The organism is Notoacmeibacter sp. MSK16QG-6 (assembly GCF_024158145.1).
Taxonomy (GTDB): domain Bacteria; phylum Pseudomonadota; class Alphaproteobacteria; order Rhizobiales; family Rhizobiaceae; genus Notoacmeibacter.
This window is the reverse complement of sequence record NZ_JAMYXM010000001.1, coordinates 469,834-491,489: the sequence shown is the minus strand read 5'-3', so window position 1 is coordinate 491,489 and position 21,656 is coordinate 469,834. Positions and strand designations below refer to the sequence as shown.

Below are 21,656 nucleotides of genomic sequence, written 5' to 3'. Positions count from 1 at the left end.
GATGTTGACCATGTAGGAAGACGATCGGCCCTCTCAAAGCATTCTGTCGGGTTGAGCCGGGAAAAAATCCGCTTCGCCGTTGATTAGCGCGTCGGCTTCTGGGGCGAACGCGCTGCCGGATTCACCATGCAGGACAAGAGGCGGGTGGACTGTAAGCGGAGCGCGATCATTTCGCCTTCCCCGAATTATGAGACGGATGGCAGGCGCCATCGGTCGCGCCTGAACGAACCTCAGTCCAAGGCCGCCAAACCGGCCGCTCATTGCGCTGAGCGCTTCGGTCAGATGGCGTGGCCGGAAGATCATCGCGCACCACGCGCCGGCTTTCGACATGGCGGCAGCTGTTCTGAGCCAGTCTTCCAAAAGCGTCTGGGTCATGACATGGGCTTCGCGCCGCAACGGATCGGTCGTGGAACGGTCACGTGGATCGTTGAAGGGTGGGTTGAGTATCACTGCATGGGCGGAGTGGTCGGCAAGTCCGGCCGCCCGCCGACTTTGGGCGGCGGCGCCTGCATCGGCGGAAACGAGGCTGGCGCGAGACGCCAGTCCGGCATTTTGCGGATGCATAAGCGTTTTCGCCGCACAATCGATCATGACCGGCGCGTTTTCGACGAGTACTGCTTTAGCCTGTGGGCAGCGGGACAAAACTCCGAGACCGGCTGCGCCACTGCCGGCGCCAAGATCGACCACCGTACCGGTGAATGTGCGTGGCAGAGCGCTGGCCAGCAACATCGCATCGAGCCCGGCGCGGTGCCCCTGCTTCTTCGGCTGTACCAGATAGAACCGTCCACGATGGAAGGCGTCGAGCGTGGTATCGCTCTCGGTCTCAGTCGTCATAAACGCCGCGTTCGATATCCGCGTCGGCAAGAAGACGCGCGGCCCTGTCTATGTCCTGCGTTTCGACAAGCACACGACGTGGCAGGATCCCCAGCGATCCTTCCATGATCGACATGTTTTGATCGGCAACAACGTAACGTATTCCGGCATCGCGAAGCAGCGCCTCGACGAAGGACAGCTCAACGGCATTGTTGGATCGATAAAGAATATCCATGGACGCACCTTTCGCAGACCGCAGGGTCGTCGGCAAGCGGCTGTGGATTGCCTTGCGCTCCGAAGGGGCGCTGGCTATGGAACGGGCCGAGGCCAAGTGCGGTTCATTTCAATGGAGTGTCACGTTTGAGGATTGAAAGGGTGCAGGACGGAGAGACAGTGGTGGCCGCGTCCGTGGAACCCCTGCTGAAGCTGACTGCCGACGCAATGGGCGCTGTCAACGAACTGATCCTGTCGAAGGCAGGTTCAGACGTCGAACTCATCCCCGAAATTTCGAACTATCTCGTCAATGCGGGCGGCAAGCGCCTCCGTCCCATGCTCACCATCGCCAGCGCCGAAATGTTCGGCTATCGAGGCGATGCCCACATCAGATTGGCGACCGCGGTCGAGTTCATGCATACCGCTACCCTGCTGCATGACGATGTCGTCGATGAGAGCGACATGCGGCGCGCTCGCGCCACCGCTCGCCGTATCTGGGGCAATCAGGCGTCTGTACTCGTCGGCGATTTCCTTCTGGGACAAGCGTTCCGGCTGATGGTCGATGTCGGCTCGCTGGGTGCGCTCGACGTTTTGTCTACCGCAGCATCCGTTATCGCCGAAGGTGAGGTCTGGCAGCTTTCCGCATCGCGTTCGATGGAGACCACGAAAGCGGACTATGAGGCCGTGATCCGGGCCAAGACGGCCGCGCTCTTCTCCGCCGCTGCGGAAATGGGGCCGATCATCGTCGGCGCGACCGACAGGGAACGGCAGGCTCTTCGCACATATGGCGATACGCTCGGCATGGCTTTCCAGCTCGTCGACGATGCCTTGGACTATGGCGGATCGGCGGCGTCGCTGGGAAAGAATGTCGGTGACGATTTCCGCGAGGGCAAGGTAACATTGCCGGTAATTTTCGCTTATCGCGACGGCGATGAGCAGGATCGGGCCTTCTGGAAATCGGCTATCGAGGACGGACAGAACGATGATGTCGCCCTTGCATCGGCCATCGAACGTCTCGACCGGACTGCGGCCGTGGAGAAGACGGTCAGCGAAGCACGGCGCTATGGAGAGCAGGCAAGGGCCGCTCTTGAGGAATTGCCGTCAGGACCGTGGCGTGACGCGCTGGATCAGGTGGTCGGCTTTTGCATCAGCCGCGTCGTCTGACGCGCTGTGTTGCTAGTCGTACGATTTTCGAACCGACACACCGCAAAATGGCCATGCTTGAACAGCAGGATAGCGCAGGTGATTTGAAAGATGGGACGTTCGATGACACCAAGGAAATTGCTCGGCCGGAAGGCTGTTCCTCTGGCTCTGGCGGCACTGGTCGGCATCGGGTGGCCTGTTATCGATCGAACCCCCGTCCATGCGGCCACTGAAAGCGTTGATGAACGCCCCGTTGAAATCCGCTCGCGCGCCGGCGCTTTTCTGGCGGCGCAACTCGCGACGGAGGAAGGCGATCTCGACAGATCGATTACATATCTTCGCCGTGCGCTGAGCTTCGATCCGACCGAAACCAAGCTGCGCGTCAACCTCATGATGACTCTTCTTGGGCGCGGCAAGTTCAACGAGGCGTTGGAAGAGGCCGAGCGTCTCAAGGCTGTGCCTGAGGCGGAACGTTTTGCCCGGCTGACCCTCTCCGTCGACGCGATGCGGGGCAAGAATTTCAAACGCGTGGCGTCGATGCTGGAGGACCGGCCCGGACAGGACGATCTGCAAAGACTGACCAATGGTGTAATGGCGGCCTGGGCGAAGGCTGGCAATGGCGACGTCAAGGGCGCGATGGCCGATCTCAAGGCGCTCGACAGCCAGCCCTGGTATGCACCGTTCACGGCGCTGCAATCGGCTTTTATGGCCGATCTTTACAATCTTCCCGAAGCAGACGGTCTCTACCGCTCGCTTCTCGATGATGAAGAAGCGTCGGCCGGAGCTCCTGATCTTTGGGTCCAGGGTGTCGCCGCCTATGCAAGCTGGCTTATCCGCGATGGCCGCGCAGATTTCGCCCGATCGGTTCTGTCGAGCGGCGAAGCCGTCGCGCCTCAATTCATCGAATTCGGCGAACTGCGCGATAAACTGAAATCCGGCAAGCGGCCGGAGCGTTTTGTAAAATCCGCCCGTGAAGGCGCGGCTATCTATCTCTATGATCTCGGCCTAGTTTTAAATCGTCCCGGTAGTGAAGCGCTGACGCGGATTTACCTGCAGATGGCTCGGGCGCTGACGCCGCAAAACGGCACGATTCTGGTTCAAATCGGTCTTGCGGAAGAGCGGCTCGGCTTTCCTCTGCGCGCTTTGGAATATTACAAGGATGTGCCCGAAAAATCGCCGCTGCGACGCGTTGCAGACCTGCAATCCGGTCTCGCGCTTGCCGACGCCGAGGACTACGACGCCGCCGAAAAATCCTTGAGGGATGCGATAAAGCGTGATCCTCTTGAAGAACGAGCCTATCTCGCGCTCGGCGATATCTTCGCCCGCAACGAACAATTCTCCGAGGCGGCGGAACTCTACGAAGAGGCGGTCGAGGCGCTGGAGACCGGTGGCAGCAAGCCGGACTGGAATTTTTATTACCGTCGCGGCATGGCCTATGAGCGGCTTAAGCAGTGGGAGAAAGCGGAGCCCGATTTCCGCCGCGCCTTGAGCCTTGAGCCGAACCGGCCAGAGGTTCTCAACTATCTTGGCTATTCCCTTGTCGACCGGAACGAGAAGCTGGATGAAGGGCTGGACCTGATTCGAAAAGCCGTCGATGCGCGACCCGATGCCGGTTTCATCGTCGATTCGCTGGGTTGGGCGTTCTATCGTCTCGGCCGGTATGACGAGGCGGTGCGTGAACTGGAGCGCGCCATCGCCCTGATGCCGGAAGATCCGACGGTTAATGACCATTTGGGTGACGCTTACTGGCAAGTCGGGCGCAAGCTGGAAGCGGAATATCAGTGGAATGCGGCACTGGCTGCGGTGAAGGCGATGAAGAAGCCCGATGCCAAGCTGATGGCGGCGATCATGAGCAAGCAGGCGCGCGGCATTCCGGAAGACGAACCGGCGCGCAATGCCGATGCGGCTTCTGCAGTCGACCCGGCGCCGTCAGCGGCAAACTGACGCCTAAATTGTCCTCTGCCTTGGTGGCATTGGCGTTCGCCATCGTCCTTCCATAGTGGACGCTTGATTCCGAAAGGCGGCCCCACTAGGGTCCGCGGCGATTTTCCGATCTTGACGGACCATCCCGTGACCGCATTACACCTCGATCCAACGCGCTCCTTTCAGGGGCTCATCCTGACGCTGCACGACTATTGGGCGAGACAGGGCTGCGCCATTTTGCAGCCCTATGACATGGAAGTCGGCGCGGGCACGTTTCATCCCGCGACTACGCTTCGTGCGCTCGGCCCGAAGCGTTGGAATGCGGCCTACGTGCAGCCGTCACGTCGCCCTAAGGATGGCCGCTACGGCGAGAACCCTAACCGACTTCAGCACTATTACCAGTATCAGGTGATTCTGAAGCCGAACCCGACCAATCTGCAGGAACTCTATCTCGGTAGCCTGGAGGCCATCGGTATCGATCCGCTGCTGCACGATATCCGTTTCGTCGAAGACGACTGGGAAAGCCCGACGCTCGGCGCCTGGGGACTTGGCTGGGAATGCTGGTGCGACGGCATGGAGGTCAGCCAGTTCACCTATTTCCAACAGGTCTGTGGCATCGAATGCGCGCCGGTCGCCGGCGAGCTGACCTACGGGCTGGAACGCATCGCCATGTATGTTCAGAACGTCGACAATGTCTACGATCTGAACTTCAACGGCGGCGAAGGCGACGACAAGGTGACCTACGGCGACGTCTTTTTGCAGGCCGAGCAGGAATACTCACGCTACAATTTCGAGATTGCCGATACGGACGTGCTGCGCCGTCATTTCGAGGATGCAGAGACCGCATGCGCAGCAATCCTCACGGCTGGCGAACCAGAGGGCGAGGGCGGTCTTCACGCCTGCGTCCTGCCGGCCTATGACCAGTGCATCAAAGCCAGTCACGTTTTCAACTTGCTGGACGCGCGCGGCGTCATATCCGTCACCGACCGGCAGAGCTACATTCTGCGCGTCCGCAACCTCGCCCGCCAATGCGGCGAAGCGTTTCTGAAGACGGAAGCGGGTGGGGCCGGCAAAGTGGCTGCCTGATCGCATGGCGCTGGCTTTCCAACTCGACCATCTCGCCATCGCCGCGCCCGATCTCACATCGGGCGCTGATTTCGTTCGGCAATGCCTCGGCGTCGAAATTCCTGCCGGCGGCAGCCACCCGAAGATGGGCACGCACAACCATTTCATGCGGCTCGGCGAGACCGAGTTTCTCGAAGTCATCGCCATCGATCCCAGCGCGCCGCCACCTTCGCAGCCACGCTGGTACGCGCTCGACCGCCATGGCGAGCGGGCGCCCTTTCTCTCCACCTGGATTCTTCGCACCAACGATCTCGATGCCGCCTGCACTGTCTTGCCGCCCTCGCTCGGCAAGCCTGTCACGGTCAGCCGCGGCGATCTGACATGGCGCATCACCGTGCCGGACGATGGCTCGATGCCGTTTGAAGGCGCGTTCCCGACGATCATGCAATGGCCGGACGGAAAGACACCCGGCGCGACCATGGCCGAGCGCGGCTGCCGCCTGTCGAAGTTGACCGTCAATCACCCGCAGGCCCATGAGATCGAAAAGACGCTGCTTCCACTTTTCACCGATAGACGCGTGGTTTTTCGAAACAGCTCAGTCGTCGGCATAAAAGCCGAAATCGAAACGCCCCACGGCCTGCGTGAGCTTGGCTAATCCCGGATGCAGCCACTCTCGCGGAGATCACTGACGCCTTGCATTTAATCCACGAGCGTGGTGCAAGGCGCGCAACACAACATATTGTAAAAGACAATGCCTGACCTTCTTCTCGAACTGCGCTCCGAAGAGATCCCCGCCCGCATGCAGCGGAAGGCCGCTGGCGATCTGAGGAAGATGGTGACCGACGCGCTGGTCGATGCCGGCCTCACCTATGAAGGCGCTGCCGAGCACTGGACCCCACGCCGCCTGACGCTCGATATTCGCGGCCTGACGTCCCGCTCCGCCGATGTGCGCGAAGAGCGGAAAGGTCCACGCACCGATGCGCCGGAAAAGGCGATCGCCGGCTTTTTGCGCGGCGCGGGCCTCGACAGCATCGAGCAGGCAGAAGTGAAGAGCGATCCGAAGAAGGGCGATTTCTACATCGCCGTCATCGAGAAGCCGGGCCGCGCCGCAGAAGAGATCATCGCCGAGGCGATGCCCGGTATCATCCGTTCGTTTCCCTGGCCGAAATCCATGCGCTGGGGGCCGGCCTCCGGCCCGAAGGGCTCGACTTACAACGGAATCGAGGGGCAGGGTGGCGAAACGATGCGCTGGGTGCGCCCGCTACAATCGGTTCTCTGCACATTCGGCCCGGAAACCGAAGATCCGGTCGTTGTCGATTTCGAGGTCGATGCCATCCGCTCTGGCAACATGACCGTCGGCCATCGCTTCCATGCGGGCGGTGAAATCACCGTGCGTCGTTTCGATGATTATGTCGGCAAGCTGGAAAAGGCCAATGTCGTGCTCTCCGCCGAGCGGCGGAAAGACATCATCCTGCACGATGCGAAAGATCTGGCCTTCGCCAACGGCCTCGAACTGGTCGAGGACGAGGCGCTGCTGGAAGAGGTGTCCGGCCTGGTGGAATGGCCGGTTGTGCTGCTGGGCGAATTCGAGGAAGAGTTTCTCGAAATCCCGGACGAGGTGATCCGCCTGACGATCAAGACGAACCAGAAATGCTTCGTGACGCGGCAGAGAATCTCCTCTCCCCTGGACGGAGAGGGTGGCTCGCATGGCGAGCCGGGTGAGGGGGGAAGCCTTTCCAACAAATTCATCCTCGTTTCGAACATCGAAGCGAAGGATGGCGGCAAGGAGATCGCGCGCGGCAACGGCAAGGTGGTGCGCGCGCGCCTCGCCGATGCGCTCTATTTCTGGCGCACCGACCAGCAGGATCTGCCGGACCTCGACGATTTGAAAGCAAGCGCCGACGAACTTGGCCTGGACCTGTCCAAACCGCTCGATCAGCGCATGGCGCGGCTCGACCATTTGATTGTGACCTTCCATGCGAAATTGGGCACGCAGGGCGAGCGCGTCCGCCGCATCGCGGCGCTCGCGGAAGAATTGGCCCCGATTGTCGGTGCGGACCCGGCAAAGGCCCGCCGCGCGGCGCTGCTCGCCAAGGCCGATCTGCAGACCGAGGTGGTGCAGGAATTTCCGGAAGTGCAGGGCGCGATGGGCAAGACCTATGCGCTGCTGCAGGGCGAGGATGAGAGCGTCGCGACCGCCATCGAGGATCATTACCGCCCGCAGGGGCCGAGTGATGCGGTGCCGACCGATCCGGTCGCGATTGCCGCGGCGCTGGCCGACAAGCTCGACACGCTGACCGGCTTCTGGGCCATCGACGAAAAGCCGACCGGTAGCAAGGACCCCTATGCTCTGCGAAGGGCCGCGCTGGGCGTGATCCGGATTGTAGCGGAGAATGGTGTTCGGTTGGGGCTATTACCCAAGATCCGCTTCTATATGTCGTTTCATCTCATGCGAGATAAAGACATAGAAAACAAACTTCGCAATTGGCACGAGCTGTTTGATATTAATGAAATGCCTGAAGAAGAATGGCTTCAGTCCTATCGCCGGGTATTGGGACCACATGCGAAAGAGATGGAAGAAAGATTTCCTCTTGAGTTGGTAAGCAAATCGGCCGACCTCCTCTCCTTCTTCCATGATCGCCTCAAGGTTTACCTCCGCGATCAGGGTGCGCGGCATGATCTGATCGACGCCGTGCTGGCGAGTGGCGGCGAAGCTTCGCTCTCCCCCCGCGCGGGGGAGATGCCCGGCAGGGCAGAGAGGGGAGAAGACCGCAACGGAGAACCCCTCTCTGTCGGCTCCGCCGACATCTCTCCCGCAAGGGGAGAGAACCAGCAGCAGAACGACGATCTCCTCCTGATCATTCGCCGGGTGCAGGCGCTTGGCAATTTCCTCGACACCGAGGAAGGCCAGAACCTTCTCGCCGGTACGAAGCGCGCAACGAATATTCTCGCCAAAGAGGAACAGCAGGGCTTATCGTTCGACCAGCCGGTCGATCCGGCGCTCTTTGAGCAGGACGAGGAGCGGGCGCTGTTCGAGGCGCTGGAAGCGCAGGAGAAGGCGGCTGCGGAGGCTATCGAAGCGGAGGATTATGGGAAGGCGCTCGCCGCGCTCTCCAAGCTGCGCGGGCCTGTCGATGCGTTTTTCGATGCGGTGATGGTCAATGCGGAGATCGCGTCTGTGCGCGCCAACCGCCTGGCGCTGCTCCACCGCATTCGCAATGCGATTGGGCAGGTGGCCGATTTTTCGAAGATCAGCGGCTAGGAAAAGTGCCTAGAAGCGCATTTCCATCCCGGAGAATTCGGGCTCGGAACGCGCGGCCTGTTCGTCCGGCTCCTCCGTCTTCTCCACCTCGACGATTGCAGGTTCAGCCTGCTTGTCGATGAGCTCGGACATTGATGGCTTTTCGGAAGCCATCGGCGATGCAGCGCTGTCGCCGCGAATGACGTCGACACCGTTCTCAACAGCAACGCCGTCCTGCGCTGCTTCATCTTCATCTGGAAGGGCCGCGGTCGTCTGTCGGTCAACGCCTTCTTCGGGCAAAGGCGTCGTCGTTTCAGCTAGCCGATTGGCGTCATCGCCCGATTGCTGCTGCGAAGCAATTCTGCGCTGGCGCTCCTCGGCGCGCTGCGCCGCCAGAACCGGGCCAAGCGCGTTTTCGTTTGGCCGTCCGATAACATCGTCGAGCGAACCCACCTGCGCCAGATCCTCGTCTTCATATAGATCTGTCGGCATGATCGGCCGCAACAGCGCCGGTTCGGGCACTTCCGCCTCGGGCGGCTGCCAGCCCTCCGGCTTGACCAGCATTATCGATGGCGACTTGTACTCATAAACATAGCCGCCCGGGCCGGTCTCCGTCTGCGCGTGAGATGCGGCGGCACCGAGCGCAAGAGCGGCGGCGCATGTGAAAGCGGCGATAGGGCGATATGTCATGACAGTCTTCCTCATGCTGGCCAAATTGGCATGATGACCTTTCAGCGAGGTTGGCAAACCGGGTTAATGCCGGGTTAATGGCAAGCGCCGGGAGCGGATTGCGCAAGGTTCGTCTTGACGCTAGTCCATGAGCATGAAGACCGTATCCGCTAGCAATGTGCCACTCATCCGATTGGCGGACGAGCCAGACAGCGTCGCATCGGCGGTTGCGGCGCTCGAAAACGGCGAACTCGTCGTTCTGCCGACAGAGACGGTTTACGGTCTTGCAGCCGATGCCGCCAATGGCGAGGCGGTCGCCGCGATCTTTGCGGCGAAGGGACGCCCACGTTTCAATCCGCTGATCGCCCATGTGGATGGAATAGCCATGGCCGAACGGCTCTGCCGTTTCGATCCGCTGTCGCGTGACCTGGCCGCCGCGTTTTGGCCTGGCCCGCTCACCCTCGTATTGACCAAAAGGGATGATGCGCCCGTCCACGATCTTGTGACTGCCGGCCAACCCACACTGGCGATTCGTCATCCTCTCGGTTTTGCGTCCCGCATTATCGCCGAACTTGGCCGACCGCTTGCCGCGCCGAGCGCGAACCGGTCCGGGCGGATCAGCGGAACGGATGCACAGGCCGTGGCGAACGATCTCGGCGGATCGGTTGCGATGATCGTCGATGGCGGCGCCCCGCCGGTCGGTGTCGAGTCTACGATCGCGAAGGTGGAAGACGGTATCATTACCGTCTTGCGACCCGGAGGAGTTACGGCGGAGGAACTGACCAATTTCGGCGAAGTTCGCCGCGCCGGGCACGGAGCAGCCATTGAAGCACCCGGCATGATGACCTCGCACTATGCGCCGAATACGACTCTGCGCCTCGATGTCGAGAAGGTTCGGGAAGGCGAAGCGCTTCTGGCGTTCGGCCCGGATCGCGTTGGCGGTTTCGAACGGGCCGTCGCGGTCGAAAATCTGAGCGAATCCGGCGATCTGCGACAGGCGGCCGCGCGGCTCTTCGCCGCCATGAGAGCGCTGGATGGCTGCGGCGCGGCAGGCATTGCCGTTGAACCCATCCCGACCGAAGGGCTGGGCGAGGCAATACGCGACCGCTTGATCCGTGCCGCTGCTCCCAGAAGCGAGAGCGATAAAAGATGACGATGGCGCCAGATCTGATCGACCGCTTTACCGCCATTGTCGGCGACAAATACGCGCTTCGGGATGATGCTGATACCGCGCCATATCGGCACGAATTGCGCAAACTCTTTCACGGCGAGACGCCTCTGGTGCTGCGCCCGGCATCGACTGACGAAGTGGCGGCAATTTTACGCCTGGCGAGCGAGACCGGCACGGCTATCGTTCCGCAGGGCGGTAACACCGGTCTCGTCGGCGGCCAGACGCCGGATGACACGGGCAGCCAGATTATTCTTTCATTGTCTCGGCTGTGCGCCATACGCGAAATCGATACCGACGCCGGCACGATGACGGTCGAAGCCGGCGTTCCGCTTCAAACTGTCAGGCAGGCCGCAGCGGACCGCGATCTAATGTTTCCGCTATCCATCGCCAGCCAGGGCACGGCGCAGATCGGCGGTATTCTGGCAACGAATGCGGGTGGCGTGAATGTTCTTGCCAATGGCAATGCCCGCGATCTCTGCCTTGGTCTGGAAGTGGTCTTACCTTCCGGTGAGGTACTGGACGATCTTCGCAAGCTGCGGAAGGACAATTCCGGCTACGATCTGAAAAACCTGTTTGTCGGCGCTGAGGGCACGCTCGGTGTCATTACAGCGGCGGTTCTGAAGCTGGCGCCGCAGCCGAAAGGGCGGCAGATCGCTTGGGCGACCGTAGGCAAGCCGGCAGATGCGCTTAAGCTGTTCCGTCATGCTGCCTCCGCCGCCGGAGGCGCTTTGACGGCGTTCGAACTGATGGCCGACCGCGCCGTCCGTCTTGCACAGGATCATATATCCGATGTGCGCGTGCCGATTCAGGACGAGGCTGCATGGCACGTGCTGATCGAAATCTCGTCTGGCCGCAGTGAAGAAGAGGCGCGCGGACTAGCCGAAGAAATATTGAGCGCTGCGCTGGATAAAGGAACCGTGATCGACGCGGTTCTTGCCAGTTCCATCGCGCAAGGCGCCGATTTCTGGAAGGTGCGCGAATCGATCCCGGACGCTCAAAGGGTCGAGGGTGCTTCCATCAAACACGACATTTCCGTGCCGGTTTCTTCTATTCCAGCCTTCATCGCCGAGGCTGGTGCTGCCGTGGAAAAGACGACGCCGGAAGGGCGGCTTGTCTGTTTCGGTCATATGGGCGACGGCAATCTTCACTTTAACGTGCAGGGGCCGTCTGGCGCTGGCGACGAGTTTCTTTCCAAATGGAAACCGCTGAACGCTGCCGTGCACGAGGTCGTTCGACGCTTCGGCGGCTCTTTTGCCGCAGAACACGGTGTTGGCGCACTGAAACGCGACGAATTGATCGCGACGAAGTCTGCCGTGGCTCTCGATCTCATGCGGCGTATCAAGCAGACGCTCGATCCTGCCTGCATCATGAACCCGGGCAAAGTGATCTGACCGCCCCTGCTATCGTTAAGACGGTGTTTCCAGAACCTGTTTCGTTCGCTTTTCCGTAACCCTCGGAATCGCTTAGGTTTCGTTCACCCTGCCTCTTAAGGCGTTTTCGGCTTCCCCTCGCATAATGTGGCTTCATCGACGCCGCAAAAGACGGCGCGGACGAACTTCCGGGCAATTGCCCAGCGATTTGGATCGGAAGTCTTACAGGGAACGCCAGATATGAAGAACATTGCCGATCGGATGATCGCACACAGGGAAGAGATCACCAGCCTCCGGCTCGACCCTTTCAACCTGCCGCAGACCGTCAGCTGCGGCTATGATGAGAACGGAGAGCCGGTCAGCTTCACCGTTCACGAAAAGGGCGTCGTCGCTCGCCGCGTTCTGGAAAAGAGCGGCTTGCCGCTTTCCATGATGCTCGGCCTGACCGCCTATCGCGGCGTCGCAGCCGAAGCCAAGGAACTTGAGGGCGGTCGGATCGACGTGACCCTTTCGCTTCTGCACGAAGACCCCAACCTCACAGTGCCTTTGCTGGTCGCCGACAATCTCGACGATATCGCGGCGGACTGGCACCTCTGGTCGGAAAAGCTGGGCCTTCAAATGCTGCTGATCGAATCTGATGGCGTGGCTCGCACGCTGGAAGAAAGCCTTGGCGCGGTGAAAAAATCGCAGCCGAGCGAGCGCCGCGCGGGACGTCCCACCCGCGCCCGCCGGCCACGTTTCCTCGCTCGTCGCCGGACGGGATCGATGGGAATGCGGCTGATCGTCGATGGCCAGGAAATCATCGCACGTCAGTAAGGCTACCACCTTGAGAAGCAGGAAGAGGCGGTTCGGCGACGAGCCGCCTTTTCTTTCGCAGCCATACTAGATCTGCGGCGAAAGCACGGCCCATCCTGCGCCGCCGACGAGGCCGAGGAAGATGAGCCAGCCTAGTCTTTTATTGCTCTTGAAGAGCGCCAGGCACTGGTCGGCATCGTCGATATCGAGCGAGCGTATCTGGCCGGCCATATGAAGCCCGGCGGCAATCAGCCCGGCAAAGGCGGGCAGCGGAACCTCGGCCAGCGCAAAAGCCAGCGCCATGAAGACCAGCGCGGCGGCATAGATCCAGATCAGCGCCCGCCCGGTTTTTTCACCGAAAAGGCGCGCGGTGGAGCGAACGCCGACAAGCGCATCGTCCTCCTTGTCCTGATGGGCGTAGATCGTGTCATAGCCGATGGTCCAGAGGATCGCGCCGGCATAGAGGGCAAGAGGGGGCCAGCCGAGCGTGCCGAACCAGACCTGCCATCCCATCAGCGCGCCCCATGAAAAGGCAAGGCCGAGAACGCTTTGCGGCCAGTCGGTAAAGCGTTTTGCAAAAGGATAAACCGCGACGATGGCAAGCGATGCGACGCCGAGGCCGAATGTGCCGATCCCGCTTTCGAACGGGTGAACTCCGATCATAACGGGGAGGACCGAAAGCGTAACGAGAACCACAAAACCGATCAGCACTTGCGCGGCCAGAAAACCGGCCGCCTGTTTCGTACTGACCTGTCCGGAGGGTAGCGGCCTGGAACGGGTGCGGGCAACCTGGGCGTCGATCTTTCGGTCGACCACATCGTTCCATGTGCATCCGGCCCCGCGCATGGCGATGGCGCCGATCATGAAGAGGGTCATATCCGCGACGAAAAGAACGAACAGCCAGAGTGGATCGACCGCGGCGGACAATTGGCCGGCCTCGCGTCCGCCCGCCGTACCGCTGCCGGCGATGGACTGCGCCGTCAGGCTCGCCGCCATGGCGAGACTCCACCAGCAAGGCCACAAAAGCAGCCACCATCCGATGGGCCGATCCCAACGGGCCAGTTGCGCGTAAGGCCAGGCAGAGCGCGGTAAAAGCCGATAGACCCAGTGACCCGAGGGGGCATCGGCTACGCGGCCCTGATGGCCGAAATCCTGAACCTTGTCCATGAGCGGCAGATTGCAGCGCGAAGCGGAACGGTCAAGTCATCGGCTAGGGAAAGCGTCCGATCGAACTTGATTCGTCCCCGCTGCCGCCATAGGCAGTCGGCGAAGATCCGCACGAGCGCCGGAAGAGACGATAATGAATGCCATCAACACACTTCTAATAGGGTCGGGCGGGCGCGAGCACGCGTTGGCATGGAAGATCGCTCAATCGGACCGGCTGGGACATCTCTACGCCGCGCCGGGCAATCCCGGTATCGCGACGTGTGCCGAATGTGTCGCTTTGGACCTTTCGGATCACAATTTGATCATCGAGTTCTGTCGCGATAAAGCCATCGATCTAGTGGTGGTCGGGCCTGAAGCGCCGCTCGTTGCCGGCCTTGCCGACGATTTGCGAGACGCGGATATCGCCTGTTTCGGTGCTTCGAGAGAAGCGGCGCAGCTGGAAGGCTCCAAGGCCTTCACGAAAGAAATCTGTGATCTGAAGGATATCCCGACTGCGGGTTGGGCGCGCTTCAACAATGCGCCGAAGGCGAAAGCGTACATACGTCAGGTCGGTGCGCCAATCGTCGTCAAGGCGGATGGTCTCGCGGCGGGCAAGGGCGTCACGGTGGCAGAGACGGTCGAGCAGGCGTCCGCAGCAATTGACGATTGCTTCGAAGGCGTATTCGGCGAAGCGGGCGCGGAAGTCGTCATCGAGGAATTTCTCACAGGCGAGGAGGCGTCCTTCTTCTGCATTTGCGACGGCAAATCTGCCATGCCACTGGCCGGCGCTCAGGACCACAAGCGTGTCGGAGAGGGCGATACCGGGCCGAACACCGGCGGAATGGGAGCATATTCCCCAGCGCCTGTTCTGACCGATGAGCACATTGACGTCGTCATGTCTCGGATAGTGCAGCCGACGCTCGAAGGCATGGCGGAGCGCGGCACACCCTTCATGGGCGTTCTCTATGCCGGTCTGATGATCGGCGACGAAGGACCGAAGCTGATCGAGTACAATGTCCGCTTCGGCGATCCCGAATGCCAGGTGCTGATGATGCGGCTTAAGAGCGACCTGTTGCCGGTTCTTTTAGCAGCGGCGCAGGGCCAGCTGGCCGAGTGTGAGCCGCTGCAATGGTCGGACGACCCGGCATTGACGGTCGTCATGGCGGCAGAGGGCTATCCTGGTGCGCCCAAAAAGGGCGGCGAGATCGCCGGTCTCGAAACCCTCTCTGACGATAGCGTTATGGTTTTCCACGCGGGGACCACTGAAAAGGGAGGCAGAATCCTCGCCAATGGCGGACGGGTTCTGAATGTCACTGCGATAGCGGAAAGTGTCGGCGCCGCGCGCGAAAAAGCTTACTCCGCGATCGATCGGATCGAATGGGATGACGGCTTCTTCCGCAAAGACATTGCCTGGCGCGCGTTAAAACGCGGGGAATGATTCCCGCGTTTTGGTCCGTCTAGCGTTAGCTCACGCCAGATTCACTGCGCGTCGGTGCTCTGGCCCAAAAGCGGTAGCTCATCGGGAGTGTTCTCCACGATGGACTGGATTCGCTCCAGGAAGCTTAGGCCCCTTGTCTCGTCCTTGACGGCTTTTGTTTTGAGAGCAGCCTTTACAATCGGAGTTTTCGGCGCAGCCGGCTTTTTGGCCTTCGCAACCTTCGTGCTCTTCACGATTGTCGCTTTCTCGGTAGGGCTGCTCGTTTTCGATCCGACCTTCTTCAGAGAAGCTTTATGCGACGAACTGCTTTTCGCTTCATCCGTCTTGACGGCGGCAATCGCCTCTTTCTCGGGACGGGCCGCTGATGTTTTGTATTCGGCTCCCTCGACCTTCTTTGCGAAGGCAGGACTAATCGCTTTGCCTGCAGCGAAGTTTGCCAGAGCTTGAGTCGCAGTCCGCTTCGCTATCGGTTGGGCGGCGAAGGCCAGTGCCGGCGAACCGTCCTGTTCGACGGGTGTCGTCACCGTGGCAAGCTCGATAGGGGCAGTCTCACCGGCTTCCGACTCATCGGTAGAAGCGACGGCGACGGCGTCGTCAGCCGGCTTCGGATCGCGGGGCGAACGCATTGGCGTCGGGATAGCGACAAGGTCTTCGTCGACCGATGCCACTTCGATCATCTCGCCAGCATCGTCGGAATTCGTCTCGGCAGCCACGGTTTTCTCGTCTTCCGCATCATCGGTCTTCGCGACCAGAACTTCATCGGGAACGAGTTTCGGCGTCAGTTCGCCGAAGGGCCAGGCCTTCTTCAGAGCGACTTTACTCATCGGCGCAACATTGACGTCGATGTCTTCGGCGGTGCCGAGCGGCCGATAAGGACAGGTTGACTTGCCCTTACAATTAATGTGGCTGGCAAACTGCCAGAGCGCATAATTTTCCCAATTGCCAAGGGGGAAGACACCTTCGATCTCGTTCCGATAACGGGCGTACCAGATCTGAAGACGCGAAAGGATCGGATACTGATTGGCCCGCTGCGCAATGAATTTCGAGGTGCTGCCATTGGTGTAAAGCACCGGCCAGCGGCCCGTCCGCGATTTGATGCGACGTGCAAAAATCTCCGCGTCTTCGAGGCTCATGAATTTTTCGGGATCGTTATCCTCGATGTCGATGGCGATCAGCTCGTCATCCTGCGGATCGGCGAACTGGAGAAAATGGTCCGCCTGCTCTTCGGGATTGCCGGGACGACCGAGGTGGTAGGCGCCCCACACCAAGCCGAGCTCCTTCGCCATCATCTTGCGGGTGTGGTAAAGTTCCTTGGTCACGGAATACCGCTTCCAGGCCAACCGGCAATGATCGTATTCGATGCCATCGCCCTTGCAGCGATATTTCGGCGGCAGGCCATCCGAAGCCTTGTTGATGAAGCCGGCAACCCGCTCATCGGAGGACAGACCCTCCCAATCGATAGGATTGTACTCGTAAGCGTCGATCACCAGAGCGAGCTCATCTCGCTTCCATGGCTCGTTCGCCGTATCGGCTACCGCCGCAGGTATGGAAATAAGGGCAGCCAGCGCAGCGCCCGTGAATCGCACAGTGAGTCTCTTTATGCCGTCCCGCACGCAGTATCCCCTCTTTGTGAATTCGAGTCTTTAACGTTCGCCATCCCGCCGACGAAGCACCCATGTCACGCCTTGTGACTGACCAATGGGGCCGGGTTTTGACGGAAATTGGCCCACAACTGCCACATTTGATCGCGCGCAAGAATCATACGTCCGGTTGTGGATGGCGCAGCGAACTGGACAGGCTGCCCATGGCTGACGCAGTTACGCAGCCCATATGGACAGGCAGACGGCCTGCAAGACAGAAAATGGGAGGCTTCGGCATGTATCGCGCCCCGGTTTCAGATATCGCTCACACGCTCAAGTACACGGTAGGCTTTGGCGCCGCTCTGGAAGACGGTCGGTTCGGCGACGAGATCTCCGACGATCTGGTCGATGCGATCCTCGACGAGGCGGCCCGCTTTGCCAATGAGGAAATGGTGCCGATCGGCTGGCATGGCGATCGCGACGGCGTCACGGTCAAGGATGGCGAAGTCACCACGGCGGAAGGATGGGCCGATCTTTATCGCCGATGGACCGAGGGCGGCTGGAATGCGATCACCGGGCCGGAAGAATTTGGCGGCCAGGGCCTGCCTCTCTCGCTGGGCCTTGCCGTCTCTGAGATGTGGAACAGCGCTTCCATCGGCTTCTCGCTTTGCCCGACACTGACAATGGGCGCGGTCGAAGCGCTTGAAATTCATGGTTCAGACGAACTCAAGGCGACCTATCTGGCAAAGCTCGTTTCCGGCGAGTGGACCGGCACGATGAATCTGACCGAACCGCAGGCCGGCTCCGACCTCGCGGCGCTGAAGGCCAAGGCCGAGCCGGTCGGTGACGGCACTTATCGTATCTTCGGTCAGAAGATATTCATCACTTTCGGCGAGCACGATTTCACGGACAATATCGTTCATCTCGTTCTGGCGCGGCTGCCGGACGCACCGGCTGGCACGCGCGGCATCTCCCTCTTCCTCGTGCCGAAATTCATCCCGAACGAAGACGGCGCGCCCGGCGCGCGCAATGACGTGATCTGCCACAGCGTCGAGCATAAGCTCGGCATTCACGGCTCGCCGACCTGCACGATGATCTATGGCGACGGCAAATTCGGCGACCAGCCGGGCGCTATCGGCTGGCTGATCGGCGAGGAAAATCGTGGCCTCAACTGCATGTTCACGATGATGAACAATGCGCGGCTCCTGGTCGGTCTCGAAGGCGTCGCCGTTGCCGAAGCGGCTTACCAGAAGGCGCTTGAATATGCTGAGGAGCGGCGGCAGGGGAAAGCAGCCGGCTGGCAGGGCGAGGGCATGGCACCGATCGTCTTCCATCCCGATGTCCGGCGCAGCCTGCTCACCATGAAGGCCATGACAGCGGCTGCCCGCGCCATCTGCTACGCCTGCGCCTTCGCTATCGACATGAGCCACGATGCGCATGGTGTATCTGCGCGCGGGGCGGCGTCCGGCGCCGATGGACAGGCTGACGAGACGAGCAAATGGGCCGCACGAGCCAACCTCCTGACGCCTATCGCCAAAGCCTTCTCCACCGATATCGGAGTCGATGTCGCCAATACCGGCATTCAGGTGCACGGCGGTATGGGTTACGTGGAAGAGACAGGCGCCGCCCGGCTTCTGCGCGATGCACGGATAGCGCCGATCTATGAGGGGACGAACGGCATTCAGGCCATCGACCTCGTCATGCGCAAGCTGCCGCTTGCCAATGGTCGGGCAGTGCATGACTACATCGCCGATTTGCGTCAAATGGCCGATGAGGCAGGAAAGTCCAACGCAGAGGCTTTCGGCACGACGGGCGAGCGGCTCGGTCGGGCGCTCGACGATCTGACGGAAGCCACCGAATGGCTGCAGGAACGCTTGCAAGCGGGTGAAACGGAAAGCGCGCTCGCCGCGGCAACGCCTTACCTTCGCCAGTTCGGCCTGACCGCCGGCGGCTGTTACCTCGCGCGCAGCGCTGAAACCGGCGAGAACCAAGGACGTACGGCGCTGGCGCGGTTTTTTGCCGAGAATTTGCTGGGCGAGACATCCGCGCTCAAGGACCGGGTTCTATCCGGAGCGGACAGCTTGAAGGCGGCGGCGGAACACGCTCTGGCAAGCGCGTGAGAGGAACAGCGATGAGCGAGCACGTTAAAGTTAGCCGTGACGGTGCGGTCAATGTCGTTCGCATGCACCGTCTGGAGAAGAAAAATGCTCTGACGCGTGCGATGTATGCCGCCATGGCCGAGGCCATTCGCTCCGCCGACGCCGACGATGCGGTCCGGGTGCATCTTTTGCTGGGCAGCGAAGGCGTTTTCTCTGCCGGCAACGATCTCGGCGACTTCATGACCATCGCGATGGGCGGTGAGCACGGCGGCGAAGTATTCGAATTCATGGATGTGATGATCCGCGCCAGAAAGCCGGTCGTTTCGGGCGTCGACGGCATCGCAGTGGGGATCGGCACGACGATTCACTTCAACTGCGACCTCACGATTGCGACCGCGCGCTCGAGCTTCAGTACGCCGTTTCTCGATCTCGGCCTGACGCCGGAATTTGCTTCCTCTGGCATGGCGCCCACAGTGATGGGGCATCAGCGGGCTTTCGCTCTTTTGGCGCTCGGTGATTCTTTGAATGGCGAAGAAGCCCGTGACGCCGGGCTTGTCTGGAAGATTGTCGAGCCTGAGAACATGGAAAGCGAGGCGATGTCTACGGCGAAGCGTTTGGCGCAGAAGCCGCCCGAGGCTCTTGCCATTGCCCGCGATCTTCTGATGGGGGATCGCGACGCGCGGCTGGCTCTTTGCAAGAAAGAGGGCGAGCTATTCGGTGAACGCCTGAAAAGCGACGAAGCGCGTCAGGCTTTTCAATCCTTCATGAGCCGCAAAGTATCAAAGGCAAGCGCTTAGGGGTAAAGCCGCGTCTTTTTCCAGCCATCGCTTTCTTGATCGAAACGAACCCGGTCATGCAGGCGGAAGGGCCGGTCGTGCCAGAACTCCATCTGCACCGGCGTGACACGAAATCCTGACCAGTGCGGCGGCCGCGGCGGTTCCTCTCCCTCGAATTTCGCTTCAAAATCCGCGACGGCCTTTTCCAGCGTTGCACGGTCGGGCAGCGGCCGGGATTGCTGGCTGGCCCAGGCGCCGATCCTGCTGCCGCGCGGTCGGGTGGCGTAATAGTCGTCTGCCTCGCTATCGGAGACCAGTTCGACCGTGCCGCGAATACGGACCTGACGGCGGAGCGATTTCCAGTGAAAACAGAGCGCCACTCGTGGTTGCCCGAGAAGTTGTCTGCCCTTCTGGCTTTCGAAATTGGTGTAAAAAACGAAGCCGTCGCTATCGAATCCCTTTAGGAGAAGAACCCGCACATCGGGCATTCCGTTAGCGTCGACGCTGGCCACCGACATGGCGTTCGGATCGTTAATTTCGCTGGCTTCCGCATCGGCGAGCCACAGGCCGAACAGTGCGTATGGATCGGAATGCTCGGTAAAGTCACCAGCCGTTAACTCTGTCGGTTTCAAAATGGCACGTCCTATGGTTGCGTTTGGAGACGCGGAATTGGCCGCTAGCCATCAGTTAAGGCAGCACATACGAAAGCGCCAGTCGCCGTTTGTCCCGGTGACAGCGCTTCTTTTTCAGGCCTTTGTGGTGGCTGGGTGCGGCGGCGGCGTCAATCTGGCCGCTATTGACGACGACCCGTCCCTCATCACCGGATCGATTGATGCGGGCCCCGCCAAGTCATCGCCGCCAAGCGCGTTCGGCAACGCCGTCGAAGATGAATTGAAGAGTGACCGCGATACTGTGATCGGCATGGTGATAGCCACCGACCTCCAAGCTTATACTGGCGAAGCGGTTTCTTGGCGAAACGCGACCACCGGCGCATCGGGAACCGTGCAGGGCGTTCGCGAAACGACCGATATCGGCGTAACCTGCCGCCAGTTCACGATCCACCGCCAGACCTATCAGGGTGCCGCACTCTGGACTGCGGAAATATGCCGCAGGATAGACGAGGATTGGAAAGTCACGAGCTTCCAGAAGGTTTGATCGGTTCAGCAACGAAGTCTGGAAATCCAGTGTGTTGCACCCCATATTTCCGGTGACAGATACCGTTTTCTGAGCGATGGACACAGTCGAACACGATGGCACGCGACCCTTACACCGTTCTCGGCGTCAGCAAGACGGCGTCCGAAAAAGAGATCAAAAGTGCTTTTCGCAAACTCGCCAAGAAATATCATCCCGACGCCAATCAGGATGATCCGAAGGCGCGCGACCGCTTTTCTGAGATCAGCCAGGCGTATGACGTGGTTGGCGATGCCGCCAAACGTAAGCAGTACGACGCTGGTGAGATCGATGCAGAGGGCAAGCCGGCCTTCGCTGGCTTTGCTGGCGGAGACGATCCCTTTGGAGGGTTTCGCAGGGGCCAAAGCGATCCGGGTGCAAGTCATTTCGAGTTCCGCAGCGGCGGTCCCGGGGGCATGGGCGGCGGTTTTACCGACGATATTTTTTCCGAATTGTTCGGCCGTGCCGCTCGCAGTGGAGCCGGCGGCCGCGCCGGTGCGCGCCGCCAGTCGGCATCTGGTTTTTCCGGCAAGGGTCCAGACGTAAAGGCGACCCTCGATGTCACGCTCGAACAGGTTATGGGAGCCGATAAGGTAACAGCGGTCTTCTCGGATGGCCGGAAACTGGCCGTCAAGCTGCCCGATAATGTCGAGGATGGCCAGACGATCCGGTTGCGGGGGCAGGGCGGCGCATCCCCCATGGGCGGTGAGCCCGGTGATGCGTTGATCACGATTCGCTTTGCGCATCACTCGAGGTTCCGCGTTGATGGCGCCAATCTGCATGTCGATTTGCCGATCGATCTGCAGCGAGCCGTCTTCGGCGGCAAAGTAGCTGTGGATTTGCCGAAGGGCGGACGTGTGGCGGTCACCGTTCCAAAATGGTCGTCCTCCGACAAGGTGCTTCGCATTCCCGGTAAAGGCCTTCCCCGCAAGAGCGGTGGCGCAGGCGATCTGCTGGTTCATTTGCGCATCATGCTGCCAGAGGGTGGTGATGCGGCTCTGGAACAGTTTCTGCGTCATGAAACCGCCGATCAGGGCTGAGCGC

Annotated in this window: 19 protein-coding genes; 13 read left to right on the top strand and 6 right to left on the bottom strand. The window is 60.7% G+C overall.

Annotated features, from left to right (window positions below):
- Window positions 1–33: 33 nt before the first annotated feature.
- Both NIM86_RS02380 and NIM86_RS02375 read right to left on the bottom strand, forming a co-directional pair.
- Window positions 34–834: a tRNA1(Val) (adenine(37)-N6)-methyltransferase gene (locus NIM86_RS02380; protein ID WP_253378794.1), complete on the bottom strand. Its 801-nt coding sequence runs from the start codon at window positions 832–834 to the stop codon at window positions 34–36.
- Window positions 824–1,048: a DUF2007 domain-containing protein gene (locus tag NIM86_RS02375; protein WP_253378792.1), complete on the bottom strand. Its 225-nt coding sequence runs from the start codon at window positions 1,046–1,048 to the stop codon at window positions 824–826. Before NIM86_RS02375 ends, NIM86_RS02380 begins: the two co-directional genes overlap by 11 nt.
- 131 nt (window positions 1,049–1,179) lie before the next feature.
- Here NIM86_RS02375 and NIM86_RS02370 point away from each other — a divergent pair, with 131 nt between their 5' ends.
- From NIM86_RS02370 to glyS, 5 genes are all read left to right on the top strand, one after another.
- Window positions 1,180–2,190, top strand: a complete 1,011-nt coding sequence (locus NIM86_RS02370) for a polyprenyl synthetase family protein (protein ID WP_371872844.1) — start codon at window positions 1,180–1,182, stop codon at window positions 2,188–2,190.
- A 102-nt stretch (window positions 2,191–2,292) separates the two neighbouring features.
- Window positions 2,293–4,113: a tetratricopeptide repeat protein gene (locus tag NIM86_RS02365; RefSeq protein WP_253378789.1), complete on the top strand. Its 1,821-nt coding sequence runs from the start codon at window positions 2,293–2,295 to the stop codon at window positions 4,111–4,113.
- A 126-nt stretch (window positions 4,114–4,239) separates the two neighbouring features.
- The gene (locus NIM86_RS02360; RefSeq protein ID WP_253378788.1) at window positions 4,240–5,178 is read left to right on the top strand and encodes a glycine--tRNA ligase subunit alpha; all 939 of its coding nucleotides are present in this window, start codon (window positions 4,240–4,242) and stop codon (window positions 5,176–5,178) included.
- The gene (locus NIM86_RS02355; protein ID WP_253378787.1) at window positions 5,153–5,812 is read left to right on the top strand and encodes a VOC family protein; all 660 of its coding nucleotides are present in this window, start codon (window positions 5,153–5,155) and stop codon (window positions 5,810–5,812) included. The genes NIM86_RS02360 and NIM86_RS02355 overlap by 26 nt, the downstream gene beginning before the upstream one ends.
- A gap of 96 nt (window positions 5,813–5,908) precedes the next feature.
- A complete protein-coding gene (gene glyS / locus NIM86_RS02350) occupies window positions 5,909–8,419 on the top strand; it encodes a glycine--tRNA ligase subunit beta (protein WP_253378786.1) in 2,511 nt (836 codons plus the stop codon).
- Window positions 8,420–8,428: 9 nt separating this feature from the next.
- Here glyS and NIM86_RS02345 read toward each other — a convergent pair whose 3' ends face one another.
- The gene (locus NIM86_RS02345) at window positions 8,429–9,088 is read right to left on the bottom strand and encodes a hypothetical protein (RefSeq protein WP_253378785.1); all 660 of its coding nucleotides are present in this window, start codon (window positions 9,086–9,088) and stop codon (window positions 8,429–8,431) included.
- A 133-nt stretch (window positions 9,089–9,221) separates the two neighbouring features.
- Between NIM86_RS02345 and NIM86_RS02340 the strand changes: the two genes are divergently transcribed.
- The 3 genes from NIM86_RS02340 (at window position 9,222) to NIM86_RS02330 (ending at window position 12,424) form a co-directional block, all read left to right on the top strand.
- Complete coding sequence (locus NIM86_RS02340; RefSeq protein ID WP_253380671.1) at window positions 9,222–10,220, top strand: L-threonylcarbamoyladenylate synthase; 999 nt, start codon at window positions 9,222–9,224, stop codon at window positions 10,218–10,220.
- Window positions 10,217–11,629 (top strand): FAD-binding oxidoreductase, encoded by a 1,413-nt coding sequence (locus tag NIM86_RS02335; protein WP_253378783.1) that lies wholly within the window; start codon window positions 10,217–10,219, stop codon window positions 11,627–11,629. Before NIM86_RS02340 ends, NIM86_RS02335 begins: the two co-directional genes overlap by 4 nt.
- Window positions 11,630–11,848: 219 nt before the next feature.
- Window positions 11,849–12,424, top strand: a complete 576-nt coding sequence (locus NIM86_RS02330) for a DUF6101 family protein (protein ID WP_253378781.1) — start codon at window positions 11,849–11,851, stop codon at window positions 12,422–12,424.
- Between the two features lie 66 nt (window positions 12,425–12,490).
- Here NIM86_RS02330 and ubiA read toward each other — a convergent pair whose 3' ends face one another.
- Window positions 12,491–13,570 carry a 4-hydroxybenzoate octaprenyltransferase gene (gene ubiA, locus NIM86_RS02325; protein ID WP_253378779.1) on the bottom strand — a complete coding sequence of 360 codons (1,080 nt, stop codon included), beginning with the start codon at window positions 13,568–13,570 and terminating at the stop codon, window positions 12,491–12,493.
- A gap of 142 nt (window positions 13,571–13,712) precedes the next feature.
- Between ubiA and purD the strand changes: the two genes are divergently transcribed.
- Window positions 13,713–14,987, top strand: coding sequence for a phosphoribosylamine--glycine ligase (gene purD, locus NIM86_RS02320; protein ID WP_253380669.1), 1,275 nt, complete (start codon window positions 13,713–13,715; stop codon window positions 14,985–14,987).
- A 41-nt stretch (window positions 14,988–15,028) separates the two neighbouring features.
- Here the strand turns inward: purD and NIM86_RS02315 are convergent, their stop codons facing one another.
- On the bottom strand, window positions 15,029–16,573 hold the full coding sequence (locus NIM86_RS02315) for a glycoside hydrolase family 25 protein (RefSeq protein WP_253378777.1): 1,545 nt from the start codon (window positions 16,571–16,573) through the stop codon (window positions 15,029–15,031).
- Between the two features lie 290 nt (window positions 16,574–16,863).
- Here NIM86_RS02315 and NIM86_RS02310 point away from each other — a divergent pair, with 290 nt between their 5' ends.
- Entirely contained in the window at window positions 16,864–18,687 is a 1,824-nt protein-coding gene (locus NIM86_RS02310) for an acyl-CoA dehydrogenase (protein ID WP_253380667.1), read from the top strand.
- Window positions 18,688–18,698: 11 nt separating this feature from the next.
- The gene (locus tag NIM86_RS02305; protein WP_253378775.1) at window positions 18,699–19,463 is read left to right on the top strand and encodes a crotonase/enoyl-CoA hydratase family protein; all 765 of its coding nucleotides are present in this window, start codon (window positions 18,699–18,701) and stop codon (window positions 19,461–19,463) included.
- Here the strand turns inward: NIM86_RS02305 and pdxH are convergent.
- Entirely contained in the window at window positions 19,460–20,074 is a 615-nt protein-coding gene (gene pdxH, locus NIM86_RS02300; protein ID WP_253378773.1) for a pyridoxamine 5'-phosphate oxidase, read from the bottom strand. The genes NIM86_RS02305 and pdxH overlap by 4 nt on opposite strands.
- A 97-nt stretch (window positions 20,075–20,171) precedes the next feature.
- Between pdxH and NIM86_RS02295 the strand changes: the two genes are divergently transcribed.
- Together NIM86_RS02295 and NIM86_RS02290 are read left to right on the top strand one after the other, a co-directional pair.
- Window positions 20,172–20,597, top strand: a complete 426-nt coding sequence (locus tag NIM86_RS02295) for an RT0821/Lpp0805 family surface protein (RefSeq protein ID WP_253378771.1) — start codon at window positions 20,172–20,174, stop codon at window positions 20,595–20,597.
- A 95-nt stretch (window positions 20,598–20,692) separates the two neighbouring features.
- Window positions 20,693–21,652: a DnaJ C-terminal domain-containing protein gene (locus NIM86_RS02290; RefSeq protein WP_253378769.1), complete on the top strand. Its 960-nt coding sequence runs from the start codon at window positions 20,693–20,695 to the stop codon at window positions 21,650–21,652.
- The last annotated feature ends 4 nt before the right edge of the window (window positions 21,653–21,656 follow it).